This window comes from Candidatus Gastranaerophilales bacterium (genome assembly GCA_028696075.1).
In the GTDB taxonomy this organism is placed as follows: domain Bacteria; phylum Cyanobacteriota; class Vampirovibrionia; order Gastranaerophilales; family JAILCC01; genus JAQVHS01.
Window position 1 is genome coordinate 46,397 of record JAQVHS010000012.1, and the last position, 13,717, is coordinate 60,113.

The 13,717-nt window shown below is 37.0% G+C and carries 14 protein-coding genes and 1 tRNA gene; 4 read left to right on the plus strand and 11 right to left on the minus strand.

From position 1 onward, the window contains the following. Positions 1-35: 35 nt before the first annotated feature. Genes PHX18_07915 through mnmG form a run of 3 tightly spaced genes read left to right on the plus strand, consistent with a single transcriptional unit; the run spans position 36 to position 3,623 of the window. Positions 36-863 (plus strand): hypothetical protein, encoded by an 828-nt coding sequence (locus PHX18_07915; protein ID MDD3594537.1) that lies wholly within the window; start codon positions 36-38, stop codon positions 861-863. Continuing rightward, positions 847-1,776 (plus strand): tRNA (adenosine(37)-N6)-dimethylallyltransferase MiaA, encoded by a 930-nt coding sequence (gene miaA / locus PHX18_07920; GenBank protein MDD3594538.1) that lies wholly within the window; start codon positions 847-849, stop codon positions 1,774-1,776. Before PHX18_07915 ends, miaA begins: the two co-directional genes overlap by 17 nt. After that, positions 1,758-3,623, plus strand: a complete 1,866-nt coding sequence (gene mnmG / locus PHX18_07925) for a tRNA uridine-5-carboxymethylaminomethyl(34) synthesis enzyme MnmG (protein MDD3594539.1) — start codon at positions 1,758-1,760, stop codon at positions 3,621-3,623. Before miaA ends, mnmG begins: the two co-directional genes overlap by 19 nt. A gap of 14 nt (positions 3,624-3,637) precedes the next feature. Here mnmG and PHX18_07930 read toward each other — a convergent pair whose 3' ends face one another. The 11 genes from PHX18_07930 to PHX18_07980 all read right to left on the minus strand — a co-directional run bounded on the left by PHX18_07930 (position 3,638) and on the right by PHX18_07980 (position 13,079). After that, the gene (locus tag PHX18_07930; GenBank protein MDD3594540.1) at positions 3,638-3,883 is read right to left on the minus strand and encodes a hypothetical protein; all 246 of its coding nucleotides are present in this window, start codon (positions 3,881-3,883) and stop codon (positions 3,638-3,640) included. Between the two features lie 229 nt (positions 3,884-4,112). Then, positions 4,113-6,779, minus strand: coding sequence for a pyruvate, phosphate dikinase (ppdK, locus tag PHX18_07935; GenBank protein ID MDD3594541.1), 2,667 nt, complete (start codon positions 6,777-6,779; stop codon positions 4,113-4,115). 99 nt (positions 6,780-6,878) lie between these two features. Beyond that, positions 6,879-7,235 (minus strand): hypothetical protein, encoded by a 357-nt coding sequence (locus tag PHX18_07940; protein ID MDD3594542.1) that lies wholly within the window; start codon positions 7,233-7,235, stop codon positions 6,879-6,881. An 8-nt stretch (positions 7,236-7,243) separates the two neighbouring features. After that, a complete protein-coding gene (locus tag PHX18_07945; protein ID MDD3594543.1) occupies positions 7,244-7,705 on the minus strand; it encodes a hypothetical protein in 462 nt (153 codons plus the stop codon). A gap of 73 nt (positions 7,706-7,778) precedes the next feature. Next, entirely contained in the window at positions 7,779-9,566 is a 1,788-nt protein-coding gene (locus PHX18_07950) for a U32 family peptidase (protein ID MDD3594544.1), read from the minus strand. Continuing rightward, entirely contained in the window at positions 9,563-10,189 is a 627-nt protein-coding gene (gene serB / locus PHX18_07955) for a phosphoserine phosphatase SerB (protein MDD3594545.1), read from the minus strand. The genes PHX18_07950 and serB overlap by 4 nt, the downstream gene beginning before the upstream one ends. Beyond that, entirely contained in the window at positions 10,189-11,196 is a 1,008-nt protein-coding gene (locus PHX18_07960) for an OmpA family protein (protein MDD3594546.1), read from the minus strand. Before PHX18_07960 ends, serB begins: the two co-directional genes overlap by 1 nt. A gap of 3 nt (positions 11,197-11,199) precedes the next feature. Further along, the gene (locus tag PHX18_07965) at positions 11,200-11,958 is read right to left on the minus strand and encodes a flagellar motor protein (protein ID MDD3594547.1); all 759 of its coding nucleotides are present in this window, start codon (positions 11,956-11,958) and stop codon (positions 11,200-11,202) included. Between the two features lie 164 nt (positions 11,959-12,122). Continuing rightward, positions 12,123-12,299: a hypothetical protein gene (locus tag PHX18_07970; protein ID MDD3594548.1), complete on the minus strand. Its 177-nt coding sequence runs from the start codon at positions 12,297-12,299 to the stop codon at positions 12,123-12,125. Positions 12,300-12,364: 65 nt separating this feature from the next. Beyond that, a complete protein-coding gene (locus PHX18_07975; protein ID MDD3594549.1) occupies positions 12,365-12,904 on the minus strand; it encodes a ferritin family protein in 540 nt (179 codons plus the stop codon). Positions 12,905-12,941: 37 nt separating this feature from the next. After that, on the minus strand, positions 12,942-13,079 hold the full coding sequence (locus PHX18_07980) for a rubredoxin (GenBank protein MDD3594550.1): 138 nt from the start codon (positions 13,077-13,079) through the stop codon (positions 12,942-12,944). Positions 13,080-13,210: 131 nt separating this feature from the next. On the opposite strand from PHX18_07980, the gene PHX18_07985 reads away from it, so the two are divergent. Next, a tRNA-Ser gene (locus tag PHX18_07985) sits at positions 13,211-13,300 on the plus strand. Positions 13,301-13,717 lie beyond the last annotated feature (417 nt).

The following is a 13,717-nucleotide window of genomic DNA, read 5'->3' on the forward strand; positions in this document are numbered from 1 at the left end:
TATAAAATAAAATATGTACATTATACGGGAATAAAATGTTAAAAGATATTTTTATAACAGCGTTCCAACTATCTAAAAAATATATGAACTTAATGCAGCCGTTTTTGTTATTTTTAATCATTTTGCTGCTTTTTATGGGCAATGTTGCTGCTGCAAAATCAGGCATAGTAAACAATATTATTTTGATGATATTGTTTTTCTTTTTGGTTGTTGTATTTATGGCAGGGTGGTCAAATGCTTTTAAAGCCGCCATAGAATATGACAAAATCAACGAGCTTAAAACACCTGAAGAAAGAGAATATATCCCGCCTTTGTTTCTGGGTGATTTTGCGGAAGGAGTCGGGAAATATTTTTTTAAATTTGCCGGGGCCGGAGTATTCTATATGATTTTAGCTCTGATATTTGCGCTAGGTATGTATTATATTGCGACTAATATGATAGGTATCCCCGAAGCTTTTTCAAAAGTAAATTTATCTCAGATAACGCATTCTGAAGCTGCATTTAAAACTTTTTTCTTCAGCCTTAGCGATGCAGACAGGCTCAGATTGGCGAAGATAAATTTATTAGGGTTTATAGCAGCAGGGCTGTTTTCTTATTTAACTATGCTTATTCCGGTATCACTCGTAATGGGCAGGAAGAATTTTTTTGCGGATATACTCACAAGTATTAAATTACTGTTTAAAAAATTCTTTGTTTCTTTGAATTTATTTTTGTTCTTCAACATCTTGCTTTTTTCCGCTTCCGTGATTAACGCAGCAGGCGCTAATAATGTAATTTTGTCTATTATAGGCTTGTTGTTATTTTGTTTTATTAATTTGTATTATTTTATGACATTATTTATATATTATGAAAAAGCAAGATAATATTATAGCAATAACAGGACCTACCGCATCAGGCAAGACAGACCTCGCTGCCAGGCTGGCACAGGATTTTGATACGGAGATTATATCCGCTGATTCGCGTTTGGTTTTTCGGGAATTTAATATAGGAGTTGCAAAGCCCTCACAAGAAGAACTTGCTTTAGTTAAGCATCATCTTGTGGATGTTGTTTCACCTCTTGAGGATTTTAGCGTAAGTGATTTTAAAAATTTGGCAAATAAAGTTATTGAAAAATTGTTTGAGCAAAATAAAACCCCTATTGTAGCAGGCGGTACAGGATTTTATATAAAAAGCCTGCTTGAAGGACTTGATATACCAAAAGTCCCTGCAGACGAAGGTTTCAGAGCAGAGATGAGAACTTTGGCAAAAGATCACGGCAATGAATATCTATACAGAATACTTATTGAAAAAGACCCCGCTATGGCACAGAAACTCCATTATAACGATATTTTTAGGGTTATCAGGGCATTAGAAGTTATAAAATCGTTAAACATTCCCATGAGCGAAGCCCAAAAACTTAACAAACCTGACTTTAACGTGATTTACATAGGGCTTGATGCAAAAGACAGAGCGTTCTTATACGACAGGGTCAATAAAAGGGTTGACTTAATGGTAGAGCAGGGGCTGTTTGAAGAAGTTGAATTTTTGGTAAAAAAATACGGCGAAACTGTTTCTTTATTAAAAACTTTGGGGTATAAAGAAGTTATAGACTATTTTAATAACCGTTTGACTAAAGAAGAGGCTGTAGAGCTAATCAAAAAAAACACCAGAAATTTTGCGAAGAGGCAGCTTACCTGGTTTAGGACAAACAAAAATATTAACTGGTTTTATATTGATGAAAATGATAATAAAAATTTGACGCAGAAGGTAAGAGAAAAATGTTTAAGTATGATGTAATAGTAGTAGGCGGCGGGCATGCAGGATGTGAAGCTGCATTGGCTGCTGCAAAATACGGACTGAAAGTCCTTTTAACTTCTATAAATCTTACCAATATAGCTCTTATGCCATGTAACCCTGCTATAGGCGGACCTTCAAAATCAAACATAGTTAGGGAAATTGATGCTTTAGGCGGAGTTATGGGGCTGGCTGCCGATGCTACTTATCTTCAGATGAAGACCTTAAACTCAAGCAAAGGTCCTGCAATCAGGGCTTTAAGAGCGCAATCGGACAAAAAAGAATATATGCACTATTTTAGAAACCTGCTCGAAAGCTATGAGAATATTGATATTAAACAGTGCATGATAGTTGAAATTATGGTAAAAAACGGCGCTGTTACGGGCGCTAAAGACGAGCTTGGGATAGAATATCTTGCTCCTGTGGTGATTTTGACAACGGGGACTTCTCTTGAAGGCAAAATCCATATAGGGCTGAAGTCTTTTCAAGCAGGCAGGTTGGGTGAATTTCCTGCCCATGGTCTTTCAGACAACTTAAGAGCTTTGGGGTTGGATTTAGGCAAATTTAAAACAGGCACCCCTGCCAGAGTTGATGCTCGTACGATTAATTTTGACGGGCTTGATGTTCACTATGGTGATAAAGAGTTGTCCTTCTTTTCTTTCGAGCCAAACCGTCCTATCCGCCCACAATATCCTTGTTATCTGACACGAACTACAAAAAAAACCCACGATATTATAATGGCAAACCTTGATAAATCACCTATGTACACCGGACGTATTCAGGGAAAAGGTCCCAGATACTGCCCTTCTATAGAGGACAAAGTTGTCCGTTTTGCAGATAAAGAATCGCATCACATTTTTATAGAACCGGAAGGGGAAAATACTTACGAAACCTACGTACAAGGATTTTCAAGCAGCTTGCCTTTTGACGTTCAGATACAAATGCTGCAATCTCTGCCGGGGCTTGAAAATGTAAAAGTGATGAAGCCTGCTTATGCTGTTGAGTACGATTATGTACCTGCACTACAGCTTGAACATTCTTTGATGACTAAAAAAATAAAAGGGCTGTTTTGCGCAGGTCAAATTAACGGTACAAGCGGATATGAAGAAGCCGCAGGACAAGGGCTTTTGGCTGCTATTAATGCGGCATTATTTCTTGATGAAAAAGCGCCTCTGGTGCTGCCTCGCAACTCCTCTTATATAGGCACTCTTATTGATGATTTGGTTACAAAAGAAATGGATGAGCCTTATCGTATGTTGCCGTCAAGAAGCGAATACAGGCTTATTTTAAGGCAGGATAACGCAGACCAAAGACTGACCAAAATCGGCTATAACATAGGTTTGATATCGGAAGAGCGGTATTTGCGTTTCAAAGCCAAGCTTGAAATGATAGAACAGGAAAAATTACGTTTGCAGGAGCTGAAAATCTCTGCAACCAATGAAAATAACGGGATTTTAGCCAAGTATAATACTCAAATAGAGCGTGGTATAAGAGTTGCAGAACTTTTAAAGCGACCTAATGTAGATTATTCCGTCATCAAGGAATTGGATGAAACCACAAGAGTTTTGAACTTGCCTAAAGAAGTTGAAGAGCAGGTGGAAATCCAGATAAAATATGACGGTTATATCAAACGTCAAAATATCCAGGTGGAGCAGGCGTCCAAACTGGAAAATGTGAAGCTTCCGCAGGATATTGATTTTCAGGGTATCAAACATATTTCTCAGGAAACAAAGGACAAGCTGACAAAAGTCCGCCCGAAAACGCTTGCTCAAGCCGCCAGAATAGGCGGAATTAAACCTTCTGACGTGTCAGTTTTGATGGTGCTTTTGGAAACTAACAGATTGAAGTAGCACAAAAAAATAATTTATTTGCTTAATAAATCTGCGACTACTCTTAATCGTTCTGTTTCAAAAGCTTTACTGTCTACTTTTAAATTGGGATTTTTCAAACGAGCTATACATAAAATATTATCATAGCATTCTCTTTGTGTTATAGAGCTTAAATTTCCAACCATTTTGCGATAAGTCTGTTCTAAAAATTTTCGAGAATAACCATTTATTAGTTGTTCTTGCCCGGCAAATTTTTGATTAGATATAGCTAAAACTTTCATTGATTAATCTCCGTAAATTACCACTATGCTATGTTAGCATAAAAATCTTACAGGATTACAAATATTTACAAAAAATAAAAGAGAAGAGCCGAAAATTTAATTTTCGGCTCTCTTTGGTTTTTAGTCTTGAATTTTGCTTCATTCGGGCATCTTGCTCATTTCGCTTCGCTGCAATTCGCATTGCCCTCATTACTTCGGCGTTCGCTTCGCTCAGCCTTGTCAAAATCCGCTAGTGATGACAAACAGCTTTAGAGTCTTTATCTTCTAAAACAGCTTGAGCAGCAGCTAATCTTGCTACGGGAACTCTGAATGGTGAGCAGCTTACATAGTTTAAGCCGATTCTGTGGCAGAATTTCACTGATTCAGGGTCGCCGCCGTGTTCGCCGCAAATACCTCTCTTTAGGTTTGGTCTTACAGGCAACGCTTTTTCCAAAGCGATTTGCATAAGCTGACCGACACCTTCTTGGTCAAGAGTTTCAAACGGGTTAGCAGGAAGAATTTTTTGTTCAACATAGTTGTTCAAGAATTTACCTTCCGCATCATCACGGCTGTAGCCAAATGTCATTTGAGTTAAGTCATTTGTACCGAAGCTGAAGAACTCTGCATATTCTGCAACTTGATCAGCAGTTAAGGCAGCTCTTGGGATTTCAATCATTGTACCGAATTGATAATCAACGTTGATACCTTTTTCTTCCATAACTTGTTTAGCTACGCGCTCAAGCACTGTTCTTGCTTCTTTTAACTCGTTTACGTGTCCTATAAGAGGAATCATAATTTCAGGTTTAACATTTAGCCCTTCTTTTTTAAGGTCGCAAGCAGCTTCAAAGATAGCTCTTACTTGCATTTCATTAATTTCAGGGTAAGTTAAGCCTAAACGACATCCTCTTAAGCCCATCATTGGGTTGGATTCGCTTAAACCTTCAACGATGTTAAGCATATCTTCTTTTGCTTTATAGTCTTGACCTGTGGCTTTTAGAGTAGCAACTTCAGCTATTAATTCTTCTTTTGAAGGTAAGAATTCGTGAAGCGGCGGGTCTAATAAACGGATAGTCATTGGTAGTTCGCCTAACGCTTTGAACATAGCGTAGAAATCAGAATATTGCATAGGAAGTAATTTGTCCAAAGCATCTTTTCTAGCTTCAGCAGTACCTGCAATAATCATTTTTTGTACCCATGGAAGTCTGTCGGGGTCCATAAACATATGCTCTGTTCTGCAAAGTCCGACACCTTTAGCTCCAAGCTCAAGCGCTTTTTTAACGTCAGTAGGAGTATCAGCGTTAGCTCTTACTAGAAGTTGTTTTGTTTCATCAACCCAGTTGAATAATATTTCAAAGTTTTCATCCATTTTAGGGTCAATTGTGGTGATTGAACCGGCATAAACTTCACCTTCGCCTGCATCCATAGAGATTATATCTTCTTTTTTGTATACAGTACCGTCAGAAGTTGTTAAAGTTTGGTTTTTAAGGTCGATTTTCAAGTCTTCGCAACCTGCAACGCAAGCTTTACCCATACCTTTAGCAACAACAGCAGCGTGAGAAGTCATACCGCCTCTAAGCGTTAATACACCCTGAGCGGCAATCATACCGTGAATGTCATCAGGGCAAGTTTCAATTCTTACCAAAATAACTTTTTCACCGGCAGTACCTCTGTCAGCAGCTTCTTGCGTATCAAATATGATTTTACCTACAGCAGCACCCGGGGAAGCAGCTAAACCTTTTGCAATAAGTTTTGCATTCTTTTTAGCGGCAGGGTCGAAACTTGGTAACATTAATTGGTACAATTGAGCAGGGTCAACTAATTGGATTGCTCTTTCTTTTGAAATTGTACCTTCTTTAGCCATTTCAACGGCAATTCTAACCGCAGCAGCAGCTGTTCTTTTACCGTTTCTTGTTTGAAGAATGTATAATTTACCTCTTTCGATTGTAAATTCCATATCTTGAACATCTTTGTAATGGTTTTCAAGTTTTTTTGCTATATCAACATATTGTTCATAAAGAGCAGGCATTTCTTGAGAAAGTTCTGCAATTTGTTTAGGGGTTCTGATACCGGCAACAACGTCTTCACCTTGAGCGTTAGTTAAGTATTCGCCGTAGAATTTGTTTTCACCTGTAGATGGGTTTCTTGTGAAAGAAACACCTGTAGCAGAATCGTTACCCATATTACCGAATACCATTGTTTGAACGTTTACGGCTGTACCGTATCTGTGGTCAATTTTGTAGTGGTTTCTGTAAGCAACCGCACGAGGAATGTTCCAAGAACTGAATACTGCTTCGATAGCTGCTTGTAATTGTTCGTAAGGATCTTGAGGGAATTCTTTTCCTGTTTCCGCTTTAATTAATTCTTTGTAAGCGGGGATAAGAGATTTTAAACCGTCAATGCTTACTTCTGTATCAAGTTTAACACCTTCTTTAGCTTTTACTTCGTCAAGAATTTCTTCAAATTTTTCTCTTTCGATTTCCCATGCAACGGAGCCAAACATCGTTAAGAAACGACGATAACTGTCGTATACAAATCTTTCGTTATTAGTAAGGTTTAATAAACCTACTAATGTACGATCATTTAAACCCAGGTTTAAAATCGTTTCCATCATACCGGGCATTGATAATCTTGCGCCTGAACGTACGGAAACAAGCAGTGGATTAGTTTCATCACCGAATTTTTTACCTGTTTGTCGTTCAACCTCAGCCAAAGCCGCTTTTACGTCATCCATAAGACCTGCAGGCATTTGATTACCGTTGTCAATGTATTCCATACAAGTTTCTGTAGTGATAGTAAGTCCCGGAGGTACAGGCAGACCTGCGTTTGTCATCTCGGCAAGATTAGCACCTTTACCGCCAAGAAGATTTTTCATGGTGGCATTGCCTTCTCTAAATAACCATACTCGTTTGTTTGTCATAAATTTGATCTCCTATTTATCTAACAATGAATTAATTTTATGGTAATAAACAAGAGTTTTATATCACAAACATACTTATATTACAAATCTTTTTTAGGTTTATTTTGACAAATTAATCAATGCTCTCAAGGATTTTGCGGTATTTAAAAATTCTTCTTCTTTATTGTGAGAGATAGTTTCATCGATAATTTTTAATAATTCTGTTTTATCCTCAAGCGCTAAAAGTCCGTTAACTGTTGTCATTGCTACTTTTGTACTCAAATCATGAACCCCTTTGCCCTGTTTTGTTAAAAGGATTCTCAGAGCATCACAGCTGTTTCTTCTAATGAGCGCTTTTGCGGTTTCTGTTCTTATTTCTTCTTTTGCACTGTTTGTACCAACGTCTTCTAAAACAGCAACGGCATTCATATCATCATGCCTGCCCAATGCTTCAATAATTTTTAATGCATTTTTCATATTACACCTTACGCTTTCAATTCTTCTTCAAGTAACCCGCGAAGTTCATAAGTCGGCATTTTTACGTATTTTCTTACGTCTTTGTCCAACGTTAATAAAGAAATCTCTTTGCCTATGGAGTGCATTGCATCGGTTAATGTTATTGAATTTAGTGTATTGTAGCCTTCTTTTACTTTACCTGCAAAAGATATTACGGGTTGGAACATTTCTCTTGTTTTGTTTCTTGCTATTTCCATTCCTGCGTTAAATCTTTGGGTAAATTCAGCTATCTTTTTCATCACAAAATTAGTTGAATTTTCTTCTTTAAGTGAAGAGTTTTGGAACATATCAGCATTTAATGCTGATTTAAAAGATATTTTGAACGGGTTATTGCTGAAAGCCGGCTGTTGTGCATTTTGCGTCTGTTGCTGGTTTGTTTCTTGTGTTTTAAAAAAATTGACTTTGATAGATGGAAAAGTAATCTTGTTCATTGGATTTCTAGCCTTTCATATTAGTAAGCGTATATAAATGAAATCTACCATATATATTTTTTTACAAAATCATTCAAATGCTGTAGATTTCCATTTGGCATTTTTGACAATTAAATATCAACTTGTACTTTTGTTTTTTCTCATCGATTAAGGACCAATTCAGTTTATTGGAGCCGCATTTGCCGAGGTGTGATTTAAGACAAAATTTTGTTGTCATTAGTTTTTTGTCCTTTATTGCCGAAGTTGATTCAAGAGCTTTTTCAACAATAGTGCAGCCATGTTTTAGGTAGAAATTTTCTGCGTATTTGTTGTGGATATTTGCGCTATAGTCGAGTTCTTCTATAGGGTAATTTTTTGCATTATCAACTCTTGCTTCACCCTTTGGTGTATTATTTCCTATCCTAAGGTTTTGCAGGGCAGCAAATAATTCCCTTCTTATTTCATTTAGTGTGTTTATGGAAATAAACGGAATCTCTTTTAAATTTATAGTTACCTCTGTTATTTCGAAAATGCCGCCCCCTGATTTTGAAAGTTGTTTTTTTATATTATTTAATGCGCCTTCTTCTTTTTGCGCTTTTTCAAATTCTTGTTGAATTTGAACGTCAACCGTATTTGTTCCGTCAGTGATTTTTAAAATCAAGCCGTCCTCAACGGTTATTTGAGCAGGTATTTTCCTTGTTGTTGAGGAATTTTTAAGAGCTTTTTCAAACTTAATATCAAAGTTCCTGTATATAATAGTACCAGGCTCAATACCGCTAATATTTTGGACGGTAATGATATTTTCCTTAACGTTATTGATTAGCGTGCCTTTAAGTTCTTTATCTTTGGTAAAAAAGCATACACCGTCACCGTTTGAAAGGGTTTTATCGGTTTTTACCGTAAATTTGTCTTTTTCTATTTTTACTACCGTACCTATTTTTTCGCCCAGTGCCTTAGGTGTGTCCTGGTTGATGAGATTCTTTTCTCTTTTGAATAAAAAATATTTGGTGAAACCTCTGTTAAAACTTTTATTTAAATCAGGTTCAAAGTCAAAATTTACAATACCGTCAGAGCTTTTTAAATATTCTGAACTTTCAAAAATATAATCCAGTTTTTTTCTGTAGTATGCGACAACATTCTTAACATAAGGTTCATCTTTCATCCTGCCTTCTATTTTTAGCGAAGTTACCCCTGCATCAAGCAGTTCAAGAAGGTTATCAGAGAGATTAAAATCCTTTAATGAGAGAAGATATTTATCCTTAATTAAAATATTGGAATTTTCGTCAAGCAGGGTATATGTTTTTCGGCAAGGTTGGGCGCATTCTCCCCTGTTTGCGCTTCGTCCCCCATTGGCGCAGCTCATATAGCATTGTCCGCTGTATGATACGCACAATGCTCCGTGAATGAAATATTCCAACTCAATGTCTGTTTTCGATGAGATTTCTTTTATCTGCTCCAGCGAAAATTCTCTCGGGAGTACAACTCTTTTTATCCCCGTATCTTGAAGAAACAGGATTTTTTCAAGGCTATCGTTGTTCATTTGAGTGCTTGCATGGAGCGAGATAGGAGGCAGGTCAATTTCTAAAAGCCCAATGTCCTGAATAATAATTGCATCAGCACCTATGTCGTATAGTTTATAAATCAGCTTTTGAGCTTCGGGGATTTCTTTATCAGTAAGAATAGTGTTTAGCGTTATATAAATTTTTGCGCTATATTGGTGGGCATAGCTGATGAGTTCTTCTATTTCCCGGATGGAATTGCCTGCTTTTGAGCGGGCGCCGAATTTTTCCGCACCGATATAGACGGCATCCGCACCAAAATTTATAGCGCTTTTGGCTATTTGGGCATCTTTTGCGGGGGCTAAAAGTTCAATTTTTTTCATAGTTTTATGTGATTAAGTATATTCAGAAGATTTTTATCGTCCACAATTACGTTTGCTGCCTTTTTTAGCGTGTCTTTAGCGCAAAAAGCCACTTTTGTACCTGCGTATTTAAACATGCTCAAATCATTTGCGCCATCACCTACGGTCATTGTATCTTCTGTTGAAATATTTAATATGGTTTGTATTTTTTGCAGCATAATGCCTTTTGAATTTCCGGCGCACATTTCACCGTAAACAAGCCCCGTCAGATATCCGTTTTTTTCATGAAGAATATTACAGAAACCCTCGTCAAATCCAAGATGTTCTTTGGCAGGGATAAGAGCGTTGGCGAAACCTCCGCTAAAGCAGATGACTTTTATATTGTTGGATTTCAATTCTTTTATAAGTTCTTTTGCCCCTTTTATATATGGAAAATTCGAGCAGATTTCATTAACGTGTTTTACTTCCATTCCTTTTAAATAAGACACTCTTTGAGTTAAACTTTCAAAAAAATCAAGTTCCCCATTCATGGCTTTTTCGGTTATGGTTTTCATTTTTTCTTTTATATCAGCATCTTGAGCTATATATTCCAACGTTTCACCGTCCATAAGTGTAGAGTCAAAGTCAAAAACCGCCAGTTTCATTAATGTCTCTCCAATTTGCTACGCTCTTGCTGTGTGTTTTTTTCAAACTTTTTAATAGCTTCTTTTACGGATTGATTTTGAGATTTGTTGTATTCATCAAGGATAATTATACTATCTTCCCCGCCTTGGGATTCTTGCATAAGTTCTTTAGCCGCATCGCTTAAGTCGTTTCCCTTGGGATTTTTTACTTTTATTTGGGCATTTTGAAGAGAGATGGTTTGTTCTCCAAACGGTTCGTTCTTAGCAAGTTTATTTCTTAATATTACTATTTCAACTCTGCGGTTTTTATTTCTTCCTGCTAAAGTAGAATTTGGCGCAATGGGTTTCGTATCGGCATAACCTGTTACTGATATAAGATTGGGTTTGGTTTTAGTCTTATCTATTAAATATCTTCCGACACTTGCTGCACGAGCGGAAGACAACTCCCAGTTAGACGGATAAATTCCGCTTTGTAACGGTAAATTATCTGTATGCCCTTCTATTCTTACAAGGTGATTTTTGAATTTTGAGTTAATTTCAGCGCCTATTTTTTCCAAGGTTTTAAACGATTCGGGATTAAGTTCTGCCGATGCGGAGTTAAAATACATTGTTGTTTTTAACCTGATTACAAGCCCCCTGTCTGTTATCTCTGTTTCTACGCCGCTGATATCACCTTCATTAAGTGCTTTATCCAATTCTCCTTTGATTTTTTCCATGGAAGATTGTTCATATTTTTGGCTTATGTATTCAAGCAACGGCGGTACCATAGAATCATTTTCCGCTTGTCCTGAAATATTTAAAATTTGTTGCCCGCTATTGTCTAAAATGCTCATATTTCCTTTCATTATAGTGGGGCCTGAAAAAGCTTGTCTTATGGATTCTTCCAGTTTTGCATATTCGGCTATATCAATTTGTGATAACGCATAAAGAACTACAAAAGTTGCAAACAAAAGTGTCATAAAATCAGCATATGACACCAGCCACCTTTCTAAATTAACATGTTCTTCCGCTTTTTTTTTCTTCGCCATTTTCTATGCTTCTTTTTCGTTCTCCAGTAAAAATGCTTTTAATTTTCTTTCGATAAGAGCAGGGCTTTCGCCTGCTTGTATTGATAAAATACCTTCAATAATAATTTGTTTGGCTAAAAATTCTTCTTTTGCTTTATATTGAATTCTTGTACTCATAGGAATAGCAATAAGATTTGCAAACCCTACGCCATAAACAGTTGCAACAAACGCTACAGCAATACCCGCCCCAAGTTTTGACGGATCTGAAAGGTTTTGCATTACCTGAATTAACCCCAGCACTGCACCTATAATACCAATAGTAGGAGAGTAACCTCCTGCTCCTTCCCATACTTTTGATGCAGCATGAATTTCTTCTTCCATTTGTCCCATTTTGGTTTCCAATAAATCTCTTACTAAGCTCGGATCAGCTCCGTCACTGACAGCTTCAAGCCCCATTTTCATAAGTATATCTTCTGCATTTCTTGCATCTTTTTCCAGAGCTATAACCCCTTCTTTTCTGGCTTTTTGTGCATATACTATTATTTCTTGAATAACGTCGGAAGGATTAACCTTTGGATTGAAAAAACTTTTTTTGAAATATATCATAGAATCTTTTAAAATTTTGGTAGGAAAGCTTAATACCACAGCACCCGCAGTACCTCCAAATACGATAAATGCTGCTGTTACTTGCAGCAATTGCCCTATATTACCGCCTTCAAGCGCCTGCCCTATAAGAATACATACCGTCCCCAGTAATATACCTACTATGGTTCCTATATCCATAAATTCTCCAATATATTAATATAATAGCTATCTAAGCTAATTTTATACACTGGAGATGAAAAAGTAATCATTCAATCGCTGTATAATATTTAATTGATTAAGCGCTGCAAAAAATACGTTTGCCGTATTAACCGCAAACGTATTTTTTAATATTTTTTTATTGATTAATTATGTTGTTTCATTAACCCATAGTATTTTTTATTGGGATTTGTCGATGCCAGGAAGTTTAACACGCCCTGCAGACCTACTTTTGTTAAATCAACATCTTTTTCATGCTCGTCTTCTTTTTTTACATCAACGTCTAACGTTGCTATAAAACTGTAAAATTTGCTGCTTAACATACTTTGTACCTCACGCCTTCACCACACATTAATAAAAACAATTTGTCGAAAAAAATTGCCTGGCGCTAGATACATTCGCATCTTACAAAGAAATATGCCTGAGGATGAGCGCATAAAGGACATTTTACGGGTGCATTTTTGCTTTCATATCCAAACCCGCATTTTCCGCACTCCCAAATTACATCATTATCCCTTGAGAATACTTTATGGTTATCTATATCGGCTAATAGTTTTCTGTATCTTGCATCGTGATGTTTTTCGACATTTCTTACATTTTTGAAATGATCTGCTATTTCCACAAAACCTTCCTCGATAGCATCATGTTCATACCTTACATACATATCTGTCCATTCATAATGCTCACCGGCTGCAGCGTCTTGAAGATTTGTATGTGTACGGGGAATTGCTCCGTCATGTAAAAACTTGAACCAGATTTTTCCGTGTTCTTGTTCATTATTGGCGGTATCTGAAAATATTTTTGCGATTTGGGAATAGCCTTCTTGTTCGGCTTTTTTGGCATAAAAAGTATATTTATTTCTAGCCATAGACTCAGCAGCAAAAGCTGCCAGCAAGTTCTGCTCTGTCTTGCTTCCTTTTAGTTCCATGATACAAAGTTCCTCCCAAGATAGTTAAAATAAGGATTTATGATTCTTCAAATTGATCTTTTCCTGCGCCGCAAAGCGGGCATGTCCAGTCATCTGCTAAATCTTCAAAAGCAATGTTATCATTCTCTGCAGGGTCATAAACGTACCCGCACAAAATACAAGTATATTTTTTCATAAATTTCTCCTTATCACCATCAACTTTATTATATTATTGTGTTTATTTAAATCCGTCAATTGTTTTGCAACAGGCTAATTTAAAAAATATTTGCAGTTTTTGGTTTTTATGTTATTTTGTTGTAATGGTACGGAGAAGTGGCCGAGTGGCTGAAGGCGGCTTCCTGCTAAGAAGTTGTGTGGGGATAACTTGCACCGAGGGTTCGAATCCCTCCTTCTCCGTTTTCCCTTTGAAAATTTAACAATAAATTGGAGGATTCGAACCCGAGCAGAGGGTTTGAGCACTACGACAAACAAGCAATCTTGGATTGCGTAGTTTGACGGATGCAGCCAATTAGTTTGAGTTGAGCGAAGCGATTACTCAAACAATGTGCCTGCCTCCTTCTCCGTTTTCTTTTGAAAAAACAATAATATGCGCCCGTAGCCCGGTTGGCTTGTTGTACCTTTTACGAAGTAAAAGTTCAACGAAATATAGATACCGCTCTATCCAGCTGAGGTGAAAGGATTGAAAAAACAATAATATGCGCCCGTAGCCCGGTTGGCTTGTTGAATCTTTTACGAAGTAAAAGTTCAACGAAATATAGCTACCGCTCTATCCAACTGAGGGGAAAGGATTGAAAAAACAATAATATGCGCCCG

Bases quoted from the DNA above. Each gene is read 5' to 3' on its own strand.
- PHX18_07915 (MDD3594537.1), top strand. From the start codon at position 36: ATGTTAAAAGATATTTTTATAACAGCGTTCCAACTATCTAAAAAATAT.
- miaA (MDD3594538.1), top strand. From the start codon at position 847: ATGAAAAAGCAAGATAATATTATAGCAATAACAGGACCTACCGCATCA.
- mnmG (MDD3594539.1), top strand. From the start codon at position 1,758: ATGTTTAAGTATGATGTAATAGTAGTAGGCGGCGGGCATGCAGGATGT.
- PHX18_07930 (MDD3594540.1), bottom strand. From the start codon at position 3,883: ATGAAAGTTTTAGCTATATCTAATCAAAAATTTGCCGGGCAAGAACAA.
- ppdK (MDD3594541.1), bottom strand. From the start codon at position 6,779: ATGACAAACAAACGAGTATGGTTATTTAGAGAAGGCAATGCCACCATG.
- PHX18_07940 (MDD3594542.1), bottom strand. From the start codon at position 7,235: ATGAAAAATGCATTAAAAATTATTGAAGCATTGGGCAGGCATGATGAT.
- PHX18_07945 (MDD3594543.1), bottom strand. From the start codon at position 7,705: ATGAACAAGATTACTTTTCCATCTATCAAAGTCAATTTTTTTAAAACA.
- PHX18_07950 (MDD3594544.1), bottom strand. From the start codon at position 9,566: ATGAAAAAAATTGAACTTTTAGCCCCCGCAAAAGATGCCCAAATAGCC.
- serB (MDD3594545.1), bottom strand. From the start codon at position 10,189: ATGAAACTGGCGGTTTTTGACTTTGACTCTACACTTATGGACGGTGAA.
- PHX18_07960 (MDD3594546.1), bottom strand. From the start codon at position 11,196: ATGGCGAAGAAAAAAAAAGCGGAAGAACATGTTAATTTAGAAAGGTGG.
- PHX18_07965 (MDD3594547.1), bottom strand. From the start codon at position 11,958: ATGGATATAGGAACCATAGTAGGTATATTACTGGGGACGGTATGTATT.
- PHX18_07970 (MDD3594548.1), bottom strand. From the start codon at position 12,299: ATGTTAAGCAGCAAATTTTACAGTTTTATAGCAACGTTAGACGTTGAT.
- PHX18_07975 (MDD3594549.1), bottom strand. From the start codon at position 12,904: ATGGAACTAAAAGGAAGCAAGACAGAGCAGAACTTGCTGGCAGCTTTT.
- PHX18_07980 (MDD3594550.1), bottom strand. From the start codon at position 13,079: ATGAAAAAATATACTTGTATTTTGTGCGGGTACGTTTATGACCCTGCA.